Consider the following 19,619-nt stretch of genomic DNA (forward strand, 5'->3'; position numbering starts at 1 on the left):
GACCGATTGGCGGATGCGACTGTGGCTGGAAGGAGGCCTAGTAACACCCAAGATTGTGCCATGCGATCCGCAGCATCGCTGCGTTTTTATAGTTATTAGGAGATTTGGTCTTGGATTTGTTTCAAGGCCGTGGGGTCGTCGATGGTGGTCAAGTCGCCCGGATCACGTTTCTCACAGACAGCCTGAATGGCACGACGCAGCAATTTGCCGCTGCGTGTCTTAGGCAAAGCCGTGACAAACAACACGCGCGCAGGACGAGCCAAGGCCCCCAACTGCGCATCCACCACCTTCATGACTTCACCTTCGAGCTTCAAACGAGCCGCATCGTCGGTCAAACCAGAAGTGTCTTTGACGATCGCAAACGCCATCGCCACCTGTCCTTTGAGCTGATCGGCCACGCCCACCACAGCCACTTCGGCGATGTTGGGATGGCTGGAAATGCTCTCTTCGATCTCGCGGGTGCCCAAGCGGTGGCCCGCGACGTTGATTACATCATCGGTACGACCCAAGATGAAGAAATAGCCGTCTTCGTCACGCACAGCCCAGTCGAAGGTGCTGTACACGAGCTTGTTCGGCACGGTGTTCCAGTAGGTGCTGACAAAGCGCTTGTCATCGCCCCAAATGGTTTGCAAGTTGCCAGGAGGCAATGGGCCTTCGATCGTCAACACGCCTTTTTGGTTAGCGCCTGTCAACTCTTCACCAGTTTGGTCGTCGACCAACTTGACGTTGTAGCCGTAGACCGCCTTGCCGGGCGAGCCGAACTTGCTCTCGGCCTTTTCCACGCCGTTGCAAATCGTCAAAATCGGCCAGCCCGTTTCGGTCTGCCAATAGTTGTCGATGATGGGCTTGCCGTTCAAACCTTCGGAAATCCACTTGGCCGTCGGCTCATCCAAAGGCTCGCCCGCCAAGAACAAGGCTTGCAGGCTGGACAAGTCGTACTTACTCAGCAACGCAGGGTCTTGCTTTTTGAGCACACGGATGGCCGTGGGCGCGCTGAACATGACGTTGACCTTGTACTTCTCCACCAAGCTCCACCAGATGCCGCCATCTGGGCGAATGGGCAGGCCTTCGTACATGATGGTGGCCATGCCGCCAATCAGTGGGCCGTAGATGATGTAGCTGTGGCCCACCACCCAACCGATATCGCTGGTACAGAAGAAGGTGCCGCCTGGCTTGCCTTGATAAATATGCGGAATGCTCGCGGCCAACGCCACGGTGTAGCCGCCGGTGTCGCGCTGCACACCTTTGGGCTTGCCCGTGGTGCCCGAGGTGTACAAGGTGTAGCTGGGGTGGGTGGACTCGACCCACTCGCAAGGCACTTGGGCATCCATGTGCTTGGCACGCTCGGTGGCGTAATCCAAATCACGGCCAGCCACAGGGGGGAACGGGGCCAATTTGCGGTCGACCATCAACACAGCAGCAGGCTTGTGGCTGGACAAGCTGATGGCTTCGTCCAACAAATGCTTGTAAGGGATGACTTTGCCACCGCGCGAACCCGCGTCAGCGCTGATGATGACCTTGGGTGTTGCGTCTTCAATGCGCGTCGCCAAAGAGTGCGAAGCGAAGCCACCGAACACCACCGAGTGAATCGCACCAATGCGGGCGCACGCCAACATGGCGAACGCGGCCTCGGCAATCATGGGCATGTAAATCAGCACGCGGTCGCCTTTGGTGACGCCCTGCGCTTTCAAAATCGCTGCCATGCGTTGCACTTCGGCGTGCAGATCGCGGTAGGTGTAGGTGTGCTCTTGGTCGGTCTCGGTCGATACAAAAATCAAAGCGGCTTGATCGGCGCGATCTGCCAAATGACGGTCCACCGCGTTGTGGCACAAGTTGGTGGTGCCGCCCACGAACCATTTGGCAAAAGGTGGGTTGCTGTAATCGCAGATTTGTTGGGGCTGGGTTTGCCAGTCGATCAACTTGGCCTGTTCAGACCAAAAAGCGTCACGGTCTTCGATGGACCGACGGTGAAAATCTGCGTAAGCAACCATTCAAACATCTCCTAATTGTGAATTCGTATTCATGTACTGAATTCATAATTATGAGAATGGTGGACTTGCAGCAAGCTGACTTTTTCAGCGCTTTCTGATTATTTAATCAAGTCTTGTATTTCTTTGAACGGGTCGGCATCTGCCGAACGCAGCCACTCAAAAAGCACCATCTCGGTCGTCACCAACTCAGCGCCGGCGCCAGCCAATCGGTCAAACGCGGCGTCACGGTTGCGCTCGGTGCGTGAACCGCAGGCGTCGGTCACCACCCACACGTCAAACTCTTCTTCCAGCAAATCCAACGCGGTTTGCAACAAGCAAATGTGGGCTTCCACGCCCGCAATCACGATGCTGCTGCGGTTGGACTCTTTGGGCACCGCTTTTTGCAAATGCTTAGGCAAGCTGCGGGCGTTGCCTGACGGCGCACGCGCAGCGGGCTTGAGCAACTCGATCAAGCCATCGGCGCAAGCGCTGAAGCTCATTTTGGGCAAGGTGCGACGGCAAAACTCGCGCAGCGCGGCGGGGTTGGTGCCCAATTTGTCCGGATTTTGCTCGGTCCCAAACGTCGGCACCTCCATCCAATGGGCGGCTTGGGCCAAGCGCATGGCGTTGGCCAGCACCAATTCGCCTTCAAAAATAGCGGGCATCAGGCGGGCTTGGTAATCCACCAACACGAGTTGGGAGTCTTGGTCGTCGAGCAACATGCAGAGAGATCCGAAAAATAAGTGAAGGCCTGAAGTATCGACGATGTTCTCAAACGCGCCCTCACTTGAGTACTAAGCGCTGCAAAATCAACCACTTAGCCGCGCAACTTCATCAGCCAAAACATCCATCGATTAGAATACTGGCCATGTTGAAACGCGCCCTCGTCATTCTTTGCTGTGTTGCCAGCGCCCATGCGGCGCCGTCCAACAATGCCGCCGATGACATTGAGCGCTACTTGGCCGAACGTGGCATCTCGGCGCAACTCGACCAAGTGCGTCAGTCCGTGGGCGACACCGCGTCTAACTTGGTGTTCGATGCGATGGGTTTTTTGGGCGTTCCCTACCGCCGTGGCGGCACCAATGCCAACACCGGTTTTGATTGCAGCGGTTTTGTACGCTCCATGTTCGAGCAATCGGTGGGCAAAGTGCTGCCCCGCCGCGCCAGCGAACAAGCGGCTGCCACCGAAAAAATTGACAAGCAAGACCTCAAACCCGGTGACTTGGTGTTCTTCAACACCATGCGCCAAACCTTCAGCCATGTGGGCATTTACGTGGGCGACAACAAGTTCATCCACTCTCCCAAGCCTGGCCAGCAAGTGCGTGTCGACGACATGCGCCAAGCCTATTGGGAGCGCCGCTTCACCGGCGCACGCCGCGTGGAAAGCAAAGGCGAGTCGCTCAACAACTGAGCACAACGCTTCGGCCCTTTGAAGCAACGCCCATAAAAAAGCCGCTGATTTCAGCGGCTTTTTTGCATTTCTAGCTTGTGTGCGTAGCTTGCTTATCTTGATTCAGCGTGACTTATTTCTTCTTGTTCACGATGTCTGGTGTGATGGCGTCCACCACGTTGACCGCTGTTTTGACCCCGTAGACCACGGTCGAGGCCGCGGCATCCGCCACAGCCAGCACCGTACATGCCTGCAATCCGAAACAAACCAACAGCACAGCCAAAACTCTCATTGCGATCACCTTTAAAACAATGAGCAATTTTGACATGCATTCGCTGTCACGGGCCGCTGAATTAAAAACGTTCGCCGTCCGCCAGAAAGCGCCAGCCGCCCTCTTCCAATTCGCCCAAACTCACGCGTCCCACACGGGTACGGCGTAAGGCCAAGATCTCAAATTCACCGATTTCGCACAGGTACGCCGCCAAACCTGGGTGTGCCCCTTTGACGGCCAAGCGCAATTTGCTGCGCTCAGGCGTGGCACTGCCCACACTGATTTTGAAAGCTGGCAACCGCAAACGCTCGTCGCGCATGGCTCGTTCAATGGGGCGCAGGGCGTCAGGCGTCACTTCGCCACGCACATCGACGATCAGCTCGTGCTCCATGAACGCCATGTCTTCCGTCAGTTTGCGCTGGGTGCGAAAGTCTTGGGTGAACACCACCAAGCCGCTGGCGCCCTGCTCTAACGGCACGCTGGCCTCCAAGTGCGTCAAATGGCGCTTTAGCAAGCGCACGCCGCTGAAGTCGTGGGCGCTGTGCTGCGCTGGCGTGAGCAAACTGCGCACATTCTGCGAACTTTTCTTGTTCGGACGACGCGCCGGTGCACCCCGTCCTGTGTGAGCGGGTTCGGGCTCGGGCAAAGCTTCCAAACCATCGGCAAACCCAGCAGGCTTGTTGATGATCAAGGTAACAGGCGTGAGGTTGAGCAAGCTGGCATGCGCATCCATCGTCACGGCTTGTTGCTTCACGCGAAACTGCGGCTCTTCGACCACCGTGCCGTCCACGCGGACAAAACCACCTTCGATGTACTGCTCGGCTTCACGGCGCGAACAACCGCGCAGCTGCATCACCCGTTTGGACAAACGTTCGCCTTCTGGCGCTGATTGACTGAAATTCATAGGGGGTGCATCCTCCCACAGTTTGAGGTGGTAAGGTCCTGCCCCATGCATACACAACTCGATCATCTCGTCATCGTTGCCAAAACCTTAGAACAAGGCGTGCAATGGTGCGAAGCAACCCTAGGCGTCACGCCCGGCCCCGGCGGCGAACACACGCTTTACGGCACACACAACCGCCTCTTGAAAATTGCCACGCCTTCCAACCCCATGGCATTTTTAGAAATCATAGCCATCGACCCCAACGCGGTGCGCCCCAAAAAAGCCAGCCCCACGCGCTGGTTCGACATGGACAGCCCCGCCTTGCAAAAAGCCGTGGCCATTGAGCCCCGTTTGGTGCACTTCGTGGTCAACACCCCCGATTTGAAAGCCGCCCGCATGGCCCTGCGCATGGAAGCCATTGACCGCGGCCCAGCCATCTACGGCAACCGCCGGACCTCCAAAGGCGTGCTGAATTGGCAGATTTCGGTGCGTGCCGACGGCCAACGTTTGTTTGATGGCGCCTTACCCACGGTCATCCAATGGGGCAAGCCTGACGCCACTGAGCCGCTCAAGCTGCACCCGCGCAACACGCTGCCGCGCTCGGGCGTCACGCTGAACAGCTTAGAAGTCACACACCCCAGCGCCAAGAAGCTGCAAGAGGCCTACAGCGCGATTGAGCTCAAACGCGTGACCGTGAGCGAAGGCCCCGCCAACCTCAAAGCCACGCTGCACACGCCCAAAGGCCTCGTCACGCTGGAGAGCTTGGGGATTTAAAACTTTTTGTGCTTCTGAACCTTGTCGTAGGCAGCCCATAACTTCTGGTGCATCTCGCACCCTTGCATCATCAAACCGGGCGCCGAAATGCCCATAAAGCGGTCGGTTTGCATGATCAGCGCATGGGCCTGCGCAAACACACCGGCACCAAACATCTGGCGAATCGCCCCCACGAAAGGCGCGGTGTCGCCACGGTCGCTCAGCAGCACCAAGGTTTCAATGCAGGCATAGACCAAGCGACGCTGCTGCGGCATGTGGTCAAAGTGGCGAATCCACTCGCAGCCTTCCACCGTGGCCGCCTCGTCGCCCACAGCCAAAGCCAGCAAGGTTTTCAGCTCGCCCACGCGCAAGTCGGCCCAAAAGCTGCCCGCATCGGCGGCCATGCCAATCACAGCGGCTACTGGGCGTTCGTCAGCCAAGTTGGACGCGTTCAACGTTTCCAGCAAGTCCGCACATTCCTCGTTGTCGAGGTCGGTCAAATTCAAAATCGCTTCGCGCATGCCGTTGGCGATGCTGTTGTTCTCAAAATCGAGGTCGTCCACGGGGTAAATCTCAGACATGCCTGGCACCAAAATGCGGCAGCAGTACACGCCCAAGTGCTCAAAATCGGCCACGTAAATGTCGTAGCCGTCTTCGTGCATGCGCTTCACGCAATACGCGTAGTCCTCGGCGGTGTTGGTGGCGAAGTTCCAGTCCACAAACACGTAGTCAGGAATCTCGCCCAAGAACTCCCAATGCACCACGCCGCTCGAATCGACAAAGTGAATCTCAATGTTGGGTGCGCTGGCCGCTTCTTCCAAGTCAAACGTGGGCGATGGGAAACCCACCAAGCTGTCGAGGGCGCGGCCTTGCAGCAACTCGGTCAACGCACGCTCCAACGCCACCTCAAAACGGGGGTGGGCCCCAAAGCTGGCGAAGCAGCCTTGGTCTTCGGGGTGCAACAGCGTCACGTTCATCACGGGGTACTTGCCGCCCAAAGAAGCGTCTTTCACCAAAATGCCAAAGCCTGCGGCACGCAAGGCGGCAATGCCCGCAGCGATGCGCGGGTAGCGGTTGATCACGGCCTCGGGCACATCGGGCAAGCAAATGCCTTCGCTGATGATCTTGGCCTTGATGTGACGCTCAAAGATTTCCGACAAAGCCTGTGTGCGGGCCTCTGGCGCGGTGTTACCCGCTGACATGCCGTTGCTGACGTACAGGTTGCCAATGATGTTGACAGGGATGTAAGTCGTCGCCCCGTCGCGCTGGCGCACGTAAGGCATGGCGCAAATGCCTCGTGCGTCGTTGCCGGAGTTGAACTCCACCAAATTGGCGCCATCGATGTTGCCTTCGGGGTTGTAAAACGTGTGCAACTCGGGGTTGAGCAAGCCCTCAGGCCAGCTGACATCCTCGGTCAAGTCAAACCAGCGCTCTTTTGGGTCGTGCACAAAGGGGGCGTCGGCCGTCACGGGCCCCAAATAAAAATGCGTCCAAAAGTAGTTGGTCGACAAGCGTTCAAAGAACTCCCCCAACGCGCTGGCCAAACACGCCATGCGCGTGGCCCCTTTGCCATTGCTGAACAAGGCGGGGCAATCGCGGTCGCGAATGTGAACCGACCAAATGCCATCCACAGGGTTGAGCCAACTCTTCTCTTCAATGTGAAAACCTAAGGCTTGCAATTTGGATTGCATGCTGTTGATGGTGGCTTCTAACGGCGCGTCTTTGCCGGGGATGTAACTTTGTGTGGGCACGGTCATTCGCTTGTAAAAATAGCAGGAGCGCCCTAGAGCAGGCGCCTATTGTGGGGGCTGTGCCGTCGTGTCAAAGATTGGGGTTTTCGCTCAATCCTCTTGCGGCAGCGTGGCCAGCAGTGCCATCCCCGCCAACATCACCCCCGCCGTCAGCCACAAAGCCCCTTTGAATGTGCCCGTGGCCTGCGCCATATAGCCCGCCACCACGGGCGCCAGCATTTGTGCCGCGCCATAGCTGAGGGTCAAACGGGCCATGGCCTTGCCGGGGTTCTGTGGCGAACGCCGCCCCACCAAAGCCAAGGTCAGGCTGACGATGCCAATGAATGTGGCGCCATAACCCAACGCCCCCGCCAACGCCGCCCACAGCGAGCCCGACACGGCAGGCAACACCACCGACAGCGTTTGCAAGCCAAAGGCCAACAGCAGCGCTTGCTTGTCGCCCCATCGGCGCGCCACACGGTCCCACAAAAACACAGCGGGCATGGCGGCCAAACCCACCATCGCCCAAGCCAAGGCACCTTGTCCCGCCAAAGCGGGCTCGCGCTCCACAATGGCCACGGTGAACGTGGCGCTGATGACAAAGCCCCAACCCGCTGCAAAGTAGCTGGTCAACATGGTCCACGTCCAGCGACGCGAGGCCGTCGCACCGCCCGCATCATGGGCCGCAACTGCCACATGCGGCGGCACAGGCGGACGCCAACGCCAAGCCGGTACCAAAAAGACCAGACCCAAGGCCGCAAACGCCAGCCATTGGTCAGACCACACCGACCACAGCTGTGACAAGCCCCAAGCGCCCACCGCCGACACCACAATGCCCAGCCCCAAACCGATGAAGTGAACCCCCAACTCAGGCCGACGACCTTGGCGCATCAACCAACCCAACACCAAGCCGGAGCCCAGCAACATGCCCGTTGCGCCACACAAACCACCCACGTAGCGTGCTAATGCCCAAACAGGCATCCAGGTCGACACGGCCATCAACGCCACGGTGACCAAGGCCATCCACAGACCACCGCTGTAGAGGCGATGGCGCCACCGCACATCGTCAATCCAAGCCGCGGCCAAAGCGCCCGTCATATAGCCCGCGTAGTTGATGGCGGCCAAGCCCCCGGCGGCGGCATCGGTCAACCCGGTCTGCGCTTGCAGGCTGGGCAGCAAGGGCGTGTAGGCAAAACGCGCCAAGCCAATGGTCAACACCAAGCCGCAAATGCCGCCGATGATGACTTGCCAAGGTTGTAAATGAGAGGTGTCTGTGCGCATGGAGGGTGCTCGGGTTGACGGGGTGGGATGTCAACCAAATTGACGTGCGGAGGCCATGGCGCCCAACCGTGCTGTGATGGCATGGAACTGGGCCACGGTGTCGTCGATGATCTGTTGCGCGGTTTTCACCTCGCCGATCAACCCCGCCGACTGCCCAGCCAGCGCCGGTGCGGCGTTCATGTCGCCGCCAAAATACACGCCTTGAATGCCGTTGAAGGTGTCGGGCCCCATCAGTCCAGCCTCGTGGATGGACTGGGTGAATGGCGTCTTCAACGCCCGGATACACGGCGTAGAACGGGTGTTGAGCATCCAAGTGCCTGTGGTGCTGGCCGACACGATGGCGTCTTTGTAATGCGCATGCACGGGGCTCTCGGCGCTGGCCACAAAACGCGTGCCCATTTGGATGGCTTCAGCCCCCAACGCAAAAGCCGCCGCCATGCCTCGGCCATCGACAATGCCGCCAGCTGCGATCAACGGCACATCCACCTGCTCACGGATGGCTTGCAGGAGCACCAAGGTGCTGACTTCTTCTGGGTTTTTGAAACCGCCGCCCTCCGAGCCCTCGACCACCAAACCGTCGACCCCCGCGTCCACGCATTTGAGCGCCGTCTCCAGCGTGGGCACCGCGTGGTAGACCACAATGCCCGCCGCCTTGAGGGGGGCGATGAACTTGGCCGGGCTGCCCGCCGAGGTGGTGACAAAACGCACGCCCGACTCGCAGACGAAGCGCAGCATGGCCTCGTCTTTCAAAAACCGAATGGGCAGGTTCACGCCAAAGGGCAAGCCACTGTCCACCATCGCCTGAATCTCGCGCTGGCAGTTGACTGTTTCGCCCGACGAGGTTTCGATGATGCCGAGCCCCCCAGCGCGCGACACGGCTGAGGCCAAGGTGCTGCGGGCGATCCAACCCATCGGGGCTTGCAAGATGGGGTAACGGGCGCCGGTGTGGGCCAAAACACGGTTCATGGTGGGTCTCCTCTTTTTATGCGGCCCATTTTGGCGCGACGCACAAGCGGCGGCTGTGCCCGCCATGACAGCGCTTGCACGTGTTTGCAAGTGCCGTGTTTGAGCGACAAGCCTCTGCGGTTAGGGCTGCAAGTGCAAGGCGAGCAGGAGCACTTGCGAAGCGCCATGCTCACGCAACAGCGCGGCTGCCACCGTGGCCGCCCAGCGGGTACGCACATGGCTGGCCACCAGCAGCACCGGCCCTGACGGCAAGTTGCGGGCCTCTTCGTGCGAATCAGCCGGCGTACCCCACTGAATGGCCGCCTCTAAATGCGCCACCACAGGGGTAGACGCGGCATCATCCGGCGCGGCCCCCCCCGTCCAGCGCAGCACCTCGTGCAGAGGCAACTTGCCGCGACGCGCAATGTGCGCGGCCAACGATCGGTTCAAGGCCATATCGGGCGAAGGCAAAGGCACCACGCACACAGGACGCGCAGACCAGTTCTTGACCCAACGGCCCAACGTGGCCACAGCACCTTCCAGCAAAGCCAGCGGCAGCTCGCCCACCTCGGCCACCTCGGCATGGCGCGACGCATCAGACCTGTGGAGAGACTGCGCTCTGAATGCCTGCGTTTTCAAAGCCTGGGTTTTCAAAGCCATCAGTTCCGCCACCCAACCCGGGTCGTCGGCAAACGCCACCGCACGCCCAGCGTCAAAGCCGCGAATCGCGCCTTTGCGGCCCACCCCGGCAGGCCAGCGCTTGCGCGGCTCGATGTCCACGTCCACGCCGCGCAAAAAGTCACGCGCTGCGAGCAGTTTGTCTTGTGAAGGCGTGCGTCCCGGAAACGGCAAATGGCCAGTGCACACCGAGCAGCGCCCGCACGGCGCGGGCGACGGGTCGTCCAGCGCGGTCTGCAAATAGGCCATCAGGCAGCCTTGGCCGTGCGCGTACTGGCGCATGATGCCCGCCTCTTGCTGGCGCACCTGCGCCAGCGCCGTCCACTTGGCGGTGTCGTGCACATAGGGCGCACCCGTGGCGCGCCAAGCCGGGCCGTCTTTGTCCACCACGCCCTCGACCGCCAGAATCTTGAGCAGCGCCTCCAACCGCCCGCGGCGCACGCCCGTGTCGGCTTCGAGCTCGATCAGGCTGCGGCCAACCCCATCCTTGTTGCCCAAGCTTTGCAACACCTTGGCTGCGGTCGAAGCATCGGGAATCGACGCCGTGGCAAAGTAATCCCAAATGCGCTCGTCGGCATCCGACGGCAGCAACACCCCTTCGGCATGCGCCACCGCCCTGCCCGCGCGTCCCACCTGTTGGTAATAGGCCACTGGGGTTGAGGGCGAGCCCACATGCACGCAAAAGCCCAAATCGGGTTTGTCATAGCCCATGCCCAGCGCCGACGTGGCCACCACCGCCTTGACTTGGTTGTGGCGCAAACGGTCTTCCACTTTCTGGCGGGTGTCGGCATCGATCTGGCCCGTGTAAGCATCGACCGCATGGCCGCAGGTGCGCAAAAACGCGGTCAAGCGCTCGGCCTCGGCCACGGTCAGCACATACACAATGCCAGAGCCCGGCAGCTGCGCCAGCGCGTCAGCCAGCCAGGCATACCGTTCCAGCGGCGACAAGTTCGGCACCACCGACAACGTGAGCGAGGTGCGGGCCAAGGTGCCACGAAACGTGACCGTGTTGCCGCCATGCGGGGCATCCCAACCACCACCGGCGTGAGCACTCAACTGCGCCCCAATGTCTTGCGTCACCCGCTCGTTGGCCGTCGCGGTTGTCGCCAACACGCTGGCGGTTGGCGTCGACAACAACGCCCGCGCCAGCCGCTGGTAGTCGGGCCGAAAGTCAAAACCCCAGTCGCTGATGCAATGCGCCTCGTCGATCACGATCAAGCCCACCCGAGCCAGCAAAGCGCCCAGCCGCGCCGCAAAACGCGGGTTGCCCAAGCGCTCGGGCGAGACCAGCAGCACGTCGATGGCGTCGGCATCGAGCTGCTGAAACACATCGTCCCAATCGTCAACGTTGGTGGAGTTGACCGTCGCGGCCTTCAGCCCCGCGCGCTCTGCGGCGCTTACCTGATCGCGCATGAGGGCCAACAGCGGCGACACCACCAGCGTGGGGCCCGCGCCCGTGCTGCGTATCGCGTGCGTGGCCGCCCAATACACCGCCGACTTGCCCCAACCCGTGGCCTGCACCACCAGCACCCGCGATGCGGGCTGCAACACGGCGTGTACGGCGTCGACTTGGTCTGCACGAGGCACCGCACCCGGCCCCGCCAAGCGGGCCAAGATGGTGTGCATGTGCTGCTCGGCGAATTCGCGGGGGTGCTGCGTTGTCGGGGTCATGCCATCCATCCAGTCAACCCACGGCCTTCGTTCAGCCCCGCCCTTTCGGTTTCTCAAACTCAGCATCGACCCAAGCCTGCGCGGTGTTGCGGTTCAACGTGAAGCCCGCGTCCACGCGTACCTCCGCCAGCGTGTCGCCCCCCTCGTCTTGGGCGCTGAGGGTGGCATAGGGGTTGTCATCGTCGGGCACGATGTCCAGCAGCACGGTGACGCGACCGGTGTTGGCGTTCACCGTGACGGACTGGTGCAAGGTGGCGTGCAACTGCTGCTCGCTGCGACGCACAAACTCGCTGGCGGTTTTGACCAAGGTGATGAAGGCGTTGCCATCCAGCGGTTTGGGGTTCTTTTTGTCGCGGCCCATGGTCCACGGGCCAATCAGGGCCGCTTCGGATTCGCCGTCTTTGAACATGGCGACCGCCCAGCCGTCGTCATCGTCGTTTTTGATGACTTTGGCGGTCCACGTTTCGTTTTGCCACAGGCGGGGCTCTTGCTTAAAGCCGCTTTCTTCGGTGTGCTCTTGGCTGTCGTCTTGCAAATTGTCTGAGGTGTGGTCGTGGGTCATACGTGCTCGGGGTTGGAACGGCTGGTATCAATCCACGCCTGAATGTCTTGGGGGCGGGTCAAGGTGCGCACATGCATGTACGCGGCCTCAGCCTCGGGGTAGTACTTGCGCAAAAAGTTGAGCCACTGTTTCAAGCGCCCAGCTTGGTGGCGCTCGCTGACGTGGCCCGTCACAATCTGCCAAAACGTGTGCAGGTGCGGCGGCAGGTCTTGCCAGCGAACCTCGGCGGCAGGCGCTGGCAAACCTTGCGCAGCAGCGTCGTGGGCTTGAATGGCCCATCCGAGACCCGGGTTGGTGACGATGCCACGGCCCAGCATCAAGTCAAAACAGCCCGACTCGGCGCGGGCGTTCAGTGCATCTTGCACATTCCAAATCTCACCATTGGCCACCAGCGGTGTTTTGACCTTGGCTTTGATGTCGGCAATGCGGTGCCAGTAAGCGGGGGGGCGGTAAGCATCGGCCTTGGTACGGGCATGCACCACGATCTCGCTGGCGCCGCCGGCCTCGAGTGCCAAGGCACATTCTTCGGCGGTGCTGTCATCGTTGAACCCCAAGCGCATCTTGGCCGAAACCACTTGGTGGGCGGGCACAGCGGCGCGCACGGTGCGCACGATTTGGTACAGCACCTCGGGGTCTTGCAGCAGCACCGAGCCACCGCCGTGGCGGTTGACTTGCTTGGCGGGGCAACCAAAGTTCAAGTCCACCCCATCGCAGCCCATACCCGCCACGCGCGCGGCGTTGTCCGCCAAACAATGGGGGTCAGAACCCAATAATTGAGGCCGCACAGGCACGCCAGCAGGGGTTAAACCGCCGTTCAACAGCTCGGGCACGATGCGCAAAAACGTGCGCTCGGGCAGCAAGGTGTTGGTGACGCGGATGAACTCGGACACGCAGCGATCCACCCCACCAATGCGGGTCAACACATCGCGCAGCACGAAGTCGAGGAGGCCCTCCATCGGGGCAAGAATGATCATGGGGGAGATTGGGAATCAGGACGAAAGGGGCCTACTCTACACAGAACTCAACAACCCAATTCACCCTTGCGTACGCCGGCGCACGCTTGCCGTGCGTTTTTGCGGAGACAATCCACCCCTTTCTCAATTTCTGCATCGCACCCTGCCCCCTTTCATGTCCAGTCTGACCTCCTTACAAGTTCGCCCCGCCACCCAACGCGACGCCGCTCAAATTGCCGCGCTTTATGCCGCCACGGCCAAAGAAGCGTTCAAATCGATGCGCACCGGCTCGGCCGTGCCCCCTGTGCCTCAAGCCAAAGATGCGGAGTACTGGCGCGACGCCATTGAGTTCGCGGAACCTCAGGTGCAAGTCGCCGTGGACGGCGACAAGATCGTGGGTTTTGTGGGCTACGACCGCTCACGCGACAAAGGCACACCCAACACCATGGGCGAAATTTGGGACATCTACGCCGCCGCCGACTACTGGTCACAAGGCGTGGGCTTGGCCCTGTGGGACGCGGCCCGTGAAGGCTTGCAAGAAGAAGGTTGCACCCACGTGTCGATTTGGGTGCCCATTGCCAACGACCGCGCCATGCGTTTTCATGAATTGGCAGGCTTCAAGCGCGAGATGTCTAGCGCCAAAACCGTGCCCATGGGCCCTGTGAAAGTCGAAGAAATTCGTCTGAAGCAGCCGCTTTAAACATCGCAATTTAAAAAGGCGAACACCGTGTCTGAGCACTACGCAGCCCTCGGGCTCAAAAGCGACGCCACGTTGGCGGACATCAAAAAAGCATTCCGTCAAAAAGCCTCGCAATTTCACCCCGACCGCAATTTGGACGAAGACGCCCCCGCGCGTTTTCGGGCGGCGCAAGAAGCCTACGATGTGCTGTCAGACCCCGACAAGCGCCAAGCCTACGACGACAACCGCCGACGCAGCTTGCTCGACGACCCCGCCGACACAGCCCGCGAAATCTGGCATCACTACTTTCAGCCCTTTTTGAGGCACTGACCCACCATGAGCATTTCTCCCTTCTTTCAAGAACTGCGTTCCGCCTACCAAGCCGAACTCGACGACCTGACCTCCGACTCCGAAGGCAAAGACGTGCTGCGCCGCCGTCTCAACGAGAAGCGCAAGGAACTGGGTTTTTTGGTCAAGATGATCGAGCTCAGCCCCGAGATGGTCGCCGTGGTGTTGCACCAAGGCTTTCACTTCACGCAGCCCAAATTGATGGACCACTTTTTGACGCAAGACGCCGATGAGTTGTTGTCGTGGGACGCCTTGTCGGAAGGACTCAAGCTAGAGCCGTGGGCCGAACCCATCGCCGCAGAGATTTTGAAAGAGCCCATGGGCGAGTGGTTCATGAGCGTGGCCGCCGGCTTGGAATACATGCACAACCGCCCCTTGGGCAAAGCCATTCCTCAAGCCGAAGAAGACGATGAAGAAGACCGCGAGGATGGTGAGAACGCCGACCTCGACGACGACGAAGAAAAAGAAGCCCGCGCCCGCGAGGAAGCCGGCAACGCCTGGATGGTCGAACAAGGCTTCGACAGCAAAGAATAAACCGCTTCACCGAGAAACACACCATGAACGCCCTCACCCTCATTGCCAAAACACAAAGCCTGATTGCCTCAGGCGACATCGCCGCTGCCGAGGCGGCCTTGGTCGAATTGGCCGACGCTGAAGGTGACCAAGCCCTCATGGTGGTGCTCGAACAAATGCCCCCCAAAGACATCTTGGCGGTGATTCGCGAGTACGACACCTCCAAAGAATCGGTCATCAACCTGTTGGTCAGCCCCGAGCAATTTGCCCGCGCCGTGGTGATTGAAAAACAATACAAAGACCTCACCCGCACCCACCTGCGCGGCATGATGAACTCCATCATCTTCCGTGACGATGCAGACCCCATCGAATTCTTGAACGCCATTGGCGACCTCGAAGGGGGCGCCGAGGCGCTGGCAGACTACTTCACCGAAAAGTGGAGCCGCATCGAAGCCTTCGCCCGCACCGGCACCTTTGACACCATGGAAGACGACGGCGACATGCTGAGCGAAGACGCCCTGCGCGGCTCAGCCTATGTGCGTCCCCGCGTCGAAGAAGACGAAGTGGCGGACCAAGACTGGATGCAAATGGCGTGGATCCTGCGCCACAAAATCCCTGACTTGTTCATTGAAATGCTGTTGGTGCTGCGCGCCAAAGCCCGTGCGTTTGAAGCTGGTTTGTCTGAAGAGAACGAGGAAGAAGACGACGGCAAAGTCGAAACCAGCGCCACCGACCGCGGCCAAGCCACACCGGCGGCACGCGAGTCTGACGAAGAGTCCGCCATCTAAGCCCATGTCAGACGCCACCCAAAGCACAGCCTCTGTTGGCACGCCGTCTGCTGGCGGCGTGTCGGTGTACGAACAACGCCCATTTTTTGAAAAAGCCCTGCGTTACGGCATCCAGCACGGCCTGTTGGACAACGCCAAGCTCGAGGCCATCGCCACCGATGCGCCCAAGGGCATGGTGCAAATTGCGCGTTACTTTGGCAGCGAGTTTTTACGGCCTGAGCTGGAGATGGCCAAAGACCGCATCGTCAACTTGGTGAGTCTGAACCTAGAAATCGCCAGCGCGGGCGACTTGCGCCAAGCGGCCGATTTGCTACGCGAGCACTCATTCATGTCGCGCTCCAAAGCGGCCTCCGACTTGCTCAAGGCCCTCATCGTGATGCCGCAAAACACGCACTTCGGCATGAACGAGCATGGTGGGTTCACCGACAAACACATCCCGCTGCTGGCCAAGTGGTCGCTGTGCAGCTTCACCGATTACCAAACCGAATTCGTCAAGCGCCAAAAAGTGGCCCACGTCATGGGCGCGGCCATTTGGCTGGCCGATGCCTTGGGCCTGCATGTGGACGATTTGGAAGAAGCCGGCTGCGACGCCGAAGCCGTGATTCGCACCGCCTTGCTGGCCGCAGCCACGCGCCAAACCCAAATGCCAGATTGGGTGACGTTTCAAAAAATCGTGGCCACCTTGCGCAAACCCCAAGCGGGTAAAAACATCGTGCTGGCCTTGCCAAAGAAGCTACCGGCCGAATTCAAAGCCGTGGTCGAGGCGGTGCGTGACAGCGTGGAAGCCGATTTGCCCAAAATTTTGGATGCCAAACTCACGCCTCAAAAACTCTTCAACCAAACCCCCGCGTTTGTAGGCCGCTACTTTTGGATAGAAGACGGCTTGGCCGAAGTGGACCACTTTGACCGTGAGACCTCTGCCGCGTGGCTCAAAGCCACCGGCGGTCACAGCGATGACAGTTCTTTGCTCACGCTGTTTTTGGGCATCGCCGCAGGCGGAAAAGCCAGCGCGGGCAAAACCTTGCTCACCGAAAAATCAGCCGCTGCGCTGATTCGCAAAATCCGCAAATCGGGCTTTCAACCCGAGTTGGCAAAACAGTTCATTTTGGACAACGCCCCCATCGAGCACCAAGGCGACTACGTGCGGGTGTGGCAAGCCTTCATCGAAGAGGCACAAGCCACCTTAGAGAGCGACCACGATTACAAGCTGCACGACGCCCTGTCGTTGTTGCGACGCGAATGCAACGTGACGGATGAATAAGCGTTAAAAGCGGTAACCAACACGCAGTCCCAGTGCCTGCCCATGAGACGAGATCTGCTGATTGAGAGACGCATCAAACTGATCTGTCTTTGCGTTAGACATTTGTAAAACCGTGAACAAGCCTTGCCCCCAGTCTCTGCGCCAGCTTAAAGAGAGATTGCGGGTCACAAAATGTGGCGTGCCTGAATACGCAGAAACAAAAACGGATGCCCCCGATTGCAGCCCATAACTCGTTTTATCTGTATTGAACGTGTAAACCACATGCGACGCAGAAAGTACATCACGCGCATTGACTTGGTAATTGGTTTCCAAGCTCGTGGCCTTGTATTGGCTCCACTGTTCCTCTTTCAAATAATGCACCACATCGCGCATCGTTCGCGCTCTGTAACCTGAATATGTGAAGTGCGTCACCCGTAAGGCAAGTTTGGATGTGGCGTACCAATTTCCGCCTAAAAACAGCACGTCAGAGCGAACATCGTTGTTGTAGGGAACGCTTTGGTTGATGGACTCGCGGTTACTTTGAAAATCATCTCTTAAAACGCCAAGACGAAATTCTGTGCCATTTCGAAGGTTTGTCGCGCTCAATGCCAACCCAGATTTGGTGTGTGTGTTGATGGTCGATTGGGAAGCCAAGGTGATGGTTGGCGACTCATGGGGGGCGTAGTTAAACCACAAGGGTCTGTAAACCCCTGCGATGGCCTGAAAGCTGTACCCTGCCGCGATAAAGTTGGCGTAGCTCTGTGCACCAGGTGCCGATGCTTTGGTGAAATTCAGAGGTTGGATAGAACAAAAGGGGTTGTTCTCCCGCACCCAAGGGGAGTCCATGTCGTAGGTTCGGCACCAACTGATCTTGGGATCAACCACCCCCAGCTTCACCCCATAGGTGCGAAAGGCCCAATCCACGCTGGCCTCGTCCAATCGGCTTCCTGTGGATTGATCGCTGCGGTATTTGAGCGTCATCAAAGTATCGCGCCCGACGCGAAGCGCACCCTCGAAGCGCAACCATTCAGCAGGGTTGCGGTGATGCCAAACGGGATAACTGTTGGCCAACTGCAAGCGCGACAGCGAGTTCATGTTGGCCGTTGTGTCTTCTTGGGCTGAGCTGTCGATGTGCCACGCATCCACACCCATTTGCAGGATGTGACTGCCCACCACATCCTCCGTCCATTGGTGCTCAGGTTGCCCTGAAATTTGAGCCATCACAGAGCCTGCGCCCATGGCGCACATCACAACGCATCGCTTCAAAAACATGGGGCAACTTTCTCTGTGACGGTCGCTTGCGATAAGTAACCAAACGACGGCGCATGCCTAAGCATGCACTGCAACATTTCAGGTTCATCTGTCACCCATTTCAGGTTGCGCTGAACAATCGCGCTGCGGCGAGACAGCATCTGCATGGCCGCCGAGTTCAAGCCTAAAGAGACCAACGCACTTTCAGACAAATCTTCTTGCCCGGGCATGAAACAAGCAAACAGCGGTTGGCCTGAAAGACGCACTGGATAGCCTGAATACACCGCCAATAAATCATCGAGTGTGACGGCGATGGTGCCTTGCTCAGATGCTGCGCCAAAAGACAAGTCTTGCTGAGTCGATGTACGCGCGTCAAGCGCAGATGTCTTGGAGCAATGCCAAATGGCTTGAGCCGGCTCGGTGGCACTGGACTTGCCAGCGGCAAGCCCCAAAGCGCACAGCGTAGCAATCGCTAGAAATGTCTTGGTTAAATTCATGATAGGCGGTCATCACTAAATATCTCATAATTAAAACATTAGTTAACACCTATCCGCTAAGCATCACTAACTATTTGGACATGGCCCGCGCCAACAGGTAGCGCCGCATGGCCACAGACGGACCATCGGCCTCGACAGAGAACTCATACAGCTCGTGCTCAGGGGTGCGCGCCAGCACCTCTTCTTGCAAAGCCAAGCCCGTCACATCTTCGTGAAAAGCGACAAAGAGTTGCTCGTGCATGAATTGCGTCATGGCTTTGTCGTGTTGCGCAAAGTCACGGCCATGCACCACAAAGTAATGGGTGCTGGTGGCGGTTTCGGGCGTAGGCAAATGGGCTGTGCGAATGCGAAAAGTGTCACGTCCCGCTTCGGGCAAGGTGCAGTCGTAAAACGACACCGACACCTCATGCATCGCTGGGCTGCGGAACTGAGAGCGCACAATGCGCGCCGCCTGCCCCACGCCCTTGAGCCCTGTGGGTTCGGCCCAAACAGGGGGCAAGGTGGTTGGCACCACATTGCGCATGACGGCGAATTGCCCGTCGCCCATTTCTGTGTCATACGCAGCGCTGGCGTAATCGGGTGTGCCAAAACTCTTGGCGTGCAAGAAACTCAAGTGCGTCAAGTCCAACAAGTTTTCATGCAAGCGCACATAGCTGGCTTGGAGGTGCATATAGCCTTTGGACGTTTCCCAGTCTCCAGATGTCAGCCAAGGTTGCGGTGGCAAACGCTCTGCATCGGCGGTGTTTGTATCGCCCATCCAAATCCATACCAAAGGGCCACGCTCTAGGGTGGCATAGGTGCGCACCCCCATCGAGCGCGGACAGGTGGCTTGTGAGGGCACCTGCACGCAATCGCCCTGCGGGTTGAACTGCATGCCGTGGTAGGCGCACACGATGTGGTCATCCTTCAACGCACCGGCAGACAGCGGCATCGAGCGGTGTGGACAACGGTCTTCCATCGCCACCACCTGCCCGTTGGCTTGGCGGTACATCACGATGCCTTTGCCCAAGAGCGTCTTCGCCAACAACTGAGGACCGACATCTTGCGCAAAAGCAGCCACGTACCAATCGTCAAAGATAAATGGCGTGTGCCTGTCTGCCATCTTGGCCGAGGCAGCTTGGGTTGCGCCAATCACGGATGCTGCTGGAAGTGTCATCGCCACAAGTCCTTAAAGGTGTGATGAATCGATTCTAGAGCGCAGCTTGTGCACCTCTTG

Annotated in this window: 20 protein-coding genes; 7 read left to right on the forward strand and 13 right to left on the reverse strand. The window is 59.2% G+C overall.

All coding sequences use genetic code 11. The features are described 5' to 3' along the window. Positions 1–95: 95 nt before the first annotated feature. Both RMS95_RS12735 and RMS95_RS12740 read right to left on the reverse strand, forming a co-directional pair. On the reverse strand, positions 96–1,991 hold the full coding sequence (locus RMS95_RS12735; protein WP_310646575.1) for a propionate--CoA ligase: 1,896 nt from the start codon (positions 1,989–1,991) through the stop codon (positions 96–98). A gap of 98 nt (positions 1,992–2,089) precedes the next feature. Continuing rightward, the gene (locus tag RMS95_RS12740; protein ID WP_100132168.1) at positions 2,090–2,692 is read right to left on the reverse strand and encodes an isochorismatase family protein; all 603 of its coding nucleotides are present in this window, start codon (positions 2,690–2,692) and stop codon (positions 2,090–2,092) included. Positions 2,693–2,838: 146 nt separating this feature from the next. Between RMS95_RS12740 and RMS95_RS12745 the strand changes: the two genes are divergently transcribed. After that, positions 2,839–3,381: a C40 family peptidase gene (locus RMS95_RS12745; RefSeq protein WP_310646576.1), complete on the forward strand. Its 543-nt coding sequence runs from the start codon at positions 2,839–2,841 to the stop codon at positions 3,379–3,381. A 112-nt stretch (positions 3,382–3,493) separates the two neighbouring features. Here RMS95_RS12745 and RMS95_RS12750 read toward each other — a convergent pair whose 3' ends face one another. Next, positions 3,494–3,652, reverse strand: a complete 159-nt coding sequence (locus RMS95_RS12750; protein ID WP_310646577.1) for a hypothetical protein — start codon at positions 3,650–3,652, stop codon at positions 3,494–3,496. Positions 3,653–3,713: 61 nt separating this feature from the next. Next, complete coding sequence (locus tag RMS95_RS12755) at positions 3,714–4,535, reverse strand: RNA pseudouridine synthase (RefSeq protein WP_310646578.1); 822 nt, start codon at positions 4,533–4,535, stop codon at positions 3,714–3,716. Between the two features lie 45 nt (positions 4,536–4,580). Here RMS95_RS12755 and RMS95_RS12760 point away from each other — a divergent pair, with 45 nt between their 5' ends. Beyond that, positions 4,581–5,288 (forward strand): VOC family protein, encoded by a 708-nt coding sequence (locus RMS95_RS12760; protein ID WP_310646579.1) that lies wholly within the window; start codon positions 4,581–4,583, stop codon positions 5,286–5,288. On the opposite strand, the gene ycaO is transcribed toward RMS95_RS12760, so the two are convergent. From ycaO to RMS95_RS12790, 6 genes are all read right to left on the reverse strand, one after another. After that, complete coding sequence (gene ycaO, locus RMS95_RS12765) at positions 5,285–7,024, reverse strand: 30S ribosomal protein S12 methylthiotransferase accessory factor YcaO (RefSeq protein ID WP_310646580.1); 1,740 nt, start codon at positions 7,022–7,024, stop codon at positions 5,285–5,287. The two genes, RMS95_RS12760 and ycaO, sit on opposite strands and share 4 nt — an antisense overlap. Positions 7,025–7,108: 84 nt before the next feature. Further along, on the reverse strand, positions 7,109–8,278 hold the full coding sequence (locus tag RMS95_RS12770) for a YbfB/YjiJ family MFS transporter (RefSeq protein ID WP_310646581.1): 1,170 nt from the start codon (positions 8,276–8,278) through the stop codon (positions 7,109–7,111). 30 nt (positions 8,279–8,308) lie between these two features. Next, positions 8,309–9,244, reverse strand: a complete 936-nt coding sequence (locus RMS95_RS12775) for a nitronate monooxygenase family protein (RefSeq protein ID WP_310646582.1) — start codon at positions 9,242–9,244, stop codon at positions 8,309–8,311. Between the two features lie 120 nt (positions 9,245–9,364). Next, a complete protein-coding gene (locus RMS95_RS12780) occupies positions 9,365–11,572 on the reverse strand; it encodes a DEAD/DEAH box helicase (protein ID WP_310646583.1) in 2,208 nt (735 codons plus the stop codon). A gap of 31 nt (positions 11,573–11,603) precedes the next feature. Beyond that, positions 11,604–12,134, reverse strand: a complete 531-nt coding sequence (locus RMS95_RS12785; protein ID WP_310646584.1) for a hypothetical protein — start codon at positions 12,132–12,134, stop codon at positions 11,604–11,606. After that, entirely contained in the window at positions 12,131–13,108 is a 978-nt protein-coding gene (locus RMS95_RS12790) for a tRNA-dihydrouridine synthase (protein ID WP_310646585.1), read from the reverse strand. The genes RMS95_RS12785 and RMS95_RS12790 overlap by 4 nt, the downstream gene beginning before the upstream one ends. 163 nt (positions 13,109–13,271) lie before the next feature. On the opposite strand from RMS95_RS12790, the gene RMS95_RS12795 reads away from it, so the two are divergent. Genes RMS95_RS12795 through RMS95_RS12815 form a run of 5 tightly spaced genes read left to right on the forward strand, consistent with a single transcriptional unit; the run spans position 13,272 to position 16,676 of the window. Continuing rightward, positions 13,272–13,787 (forward strand): GNAT family N-acetyltransferase, encoded by a 516-nt coding sequence (locus RMS95_RS12795; RefSeq protein WP_104798776.1) that lies wholly within the window; start codon positions 13,272–13,274, stop codon positions 13,785–13,787. Between the two features lie 27 nt (positions 13,788–13,814). Further along, complete coding sequence (locus RMS95_RS12800; RefSeq protein ID WP_310646586.1) at positions 13,815–14,096, forward strand: DnaJ domain-containing protein; 282 nt, start codon at positions 13,815–13,817, stop codon at positions 14,094–14,096. A gap of 6 nt (positions 14,097–14,102) precedes the next feature. Further along, positions 14,103–14,648, forward strand: a complete 546-nt coding sequence (locus tag RMS95_RS12805) for a hypothetical protein (RefSeq protein ID WP_310646587.1) — start codon at positions 14,103–14,105, stop codon at positions 14,646–14,648. A 23-nt stretch (positions 14,649–14,671) separates the two neighbouring features. Next, the gene (locus RMS95_RS12810; protein WP_310646588.1) at positions 14,672–15,415 is read left to right on the forward strand and encodes a hypothetical protein; all 744 of its coding nucleotides are present in this window, start codon (positions 14,672–14,674) and stop codon (positions 15,413–15,415) included. 4 nt (positions 15,416–15,419) lie between these two features. Then, positions 15,420–16,676 carry a hypothetical protein gene (locus RMS95_RS12815; RefSeq protein WP_310646589.1) on the forward strand — a complete coding sequence of 419 codons (1,257 nt, stop codon included), beginning with the start codon at positions 15,420–15,422 and terminating at the stop codon, positions 16,674–16,676. Positions 16,677–16,679: 3 nt separating this feature from the next. On the opposite strand, the gene RMS95_RS12820 is transcribed toward RMS95_RS12815, so the two are convergent. The 3 genes from RMS95_RS12820 to RMS95_RS12830 form a co-directional block, all read right to left on the reverse strand. Further along, on the reverse strand, positions 16,680–17,927 hold the full coding sequence (locus RMS95_RS12820; RefSeq protein WP_310646590.1) for a hypothetical protein: 1,248 nt from the start codon (positions 17,925–17,927) through the stop codon (positions 16,680–16,682). After that, on the reverse strand, positions 17,918–18,403 hold the full coding sequence (locus RMS95_RS12825) for a hypothetical protein (RefSeq protein ID WP_310646591.1): 486 nt from the start codon (positions 18,401–18,403) through the stop codon (positions 17,918–17,920). Before RMS95_RS12825 ends, RMS95_RS12820 begins: the two co-directional genes overlap by 10 nt. 70 nt (positions 18,404–18,473) lie before the next feature. After that, on the reverse strand, positions 18,474–19,559 hold the full coding sequence (locus RMS95_RS12830; RefSeq protein WP_310646592.1) for an aromatic ring-hydroxylating dioxygenase subunit alpha: 1,086 nt from the start codon (positions 19,557–19,559) through the stop codon (positions 18,474–18,476). Between the last annotated feature and the right edge of the window lie 60 nt (positions 19,560–19,619).

It is taken from the genome of Limnohabitans sp. (assembly GCF_031539175.1).
Lineage (GTDB): Bacteria > Pseudomonadota > Gammaproteobacteria > Burkholderiales > Burkholderiaceae_C > Limnohabitans.

What these genes read in the sequence shown, in the direction of transcription:
- RMS95_RS12735 (WP_310646575.1), bottom strand. Translation starts at nt 1,991, where the DNA reads ATGGTTGCTTACGCAGATTTTCACCGTCGGTCCATCGAAGACCGTGAC.
- RMS95_RS12740 (WP_100132168.1), bottom strand. Translation starts at nt 2,692, where the DNA reads ATGTTGCTCGACGACCAAGACTCCCAACTCGTGTTGGTGGATTACCAA.
- RMS95_RS12745 (WP_310646576.1), top strand. Translation starts at nt 2,839, where the DNA reads ATGTTGAAACGCGCCCTCGTCATTCTTTGCTGTGTTGCCAGCGCCCAT.
- RMS95_RS12750 (WP_310646577.1), bottom strand. Translation starts at nt 3,652, where the DNA reads ATGAGAGTTTTGGCTGTGCTGTTGGTTTGTTTCGGATTGCAGGCATGT.
- RMS95_RS12755 (WP_310646578.1), bottom strand. Translation starts at nt 4,535, where the DNA reads ATGAATTTCAGTCAATCAGCGCCAGAAGGCGAACGTTTGTCCAAACGG.
- RMS95_RS12760 (WP_310646579.1), top strand. Translation starts at nt 4,581, where the DNA reads ATGCATACACAACTCGATCATCTCGTCATCGTTGCCAAAACCTTAGAA.
- ycaO (WP_310646580.1), bottom strand. Translation starts at nt 7,024, where the DNA reads ATGACCGTGCCCACACAAAGTTACATCCCCGGCAAAGACGCGCCGTTA.
- RMS95_RS12770 (WP_310646581.1), bottom strand. Translation starts at nt 8,278, where the DNA reads ATGCGCACAGACACCTCTCATTTACAACCTTGGCAAGTCATCATCGGC.
- RMS95_RS12775 (WP_310646582.1), bottom strand. Translation starts at nt 9,244, where the DNA reads ATGAACCGTGTTTTGGCCCACACCGGCGCCCGTTACCCCATCTTGCAA.
- RMS95_RS12780 (WP_310646583.1), bottom strand. Translation starts at nt 11,572, where the DNA reads ATGACCCCGACAACGCAGCACCCCCGCGAATTCGCCGAGCAGCACATG.
- RMS95_RS12785 (WP_310646584.1), bottom strand. Translation starts at nt 12,134, where the DNA reads ATGACCCACGACCACACCTCAGACAATTTGCAAGACGACAGCCAAGAG.
- RMS95_RS12790 (WP_310646585.1), bottom strand. Translation starts at nt 13,108, where the DNA reads ATGATCATTCTTGCCCCGATGGAGGGCCTCCTCGACTTCGTGCTGCGC.
- RMS95_RS12805 (WP_310646587.1), top strand. Translation starts at nt 14,103, where the DNA reads ATGAGCATTTCTCCCTTCTTTCAAGAACTGCGTTCCGCCTACCAAGCC.
- RMS95_RS12810 (WP_310646588.1), top strand. Translation starts at nt 14,672, where the DNA reads ATGAACGCCCTCACCCTCATTGCCAAAACACAAAGCCTGATTGCCTCA.
- RMS95_RS12815 (WP_310646589.1), top strand. Translation starts at nt 15,420, where the DNA reads ATGTCAGACGCCACCCAAAGCACAGCCTCTGTTGGCACGCCGTCTGCT.
- RMS95_RS12820 (WP_310646590.1), bottom strand. Translation starts at nt 17,927, where the DNA reads ATGTTTTTGAAGCGATGCGTTGTGATGTGCGCCATGGGCGCAGGCTCT.
- RMS95_RS12825 (WP_310646591.1), bottom strand. Translation starts at nt 18,403, where the DNA reads ATGAATTTAACCAAGACATTTCTAGCGATTGCTACGCTGTGCGCTTTG.
- RMS95_RS12830 (WP_310646592.1), bottom strand. Translation starts at nt 19,559, where the DNA reads ATGACACTTCCAGCAGCATCCGTGATTGGCGCAACCCAAGCTGCCTCG.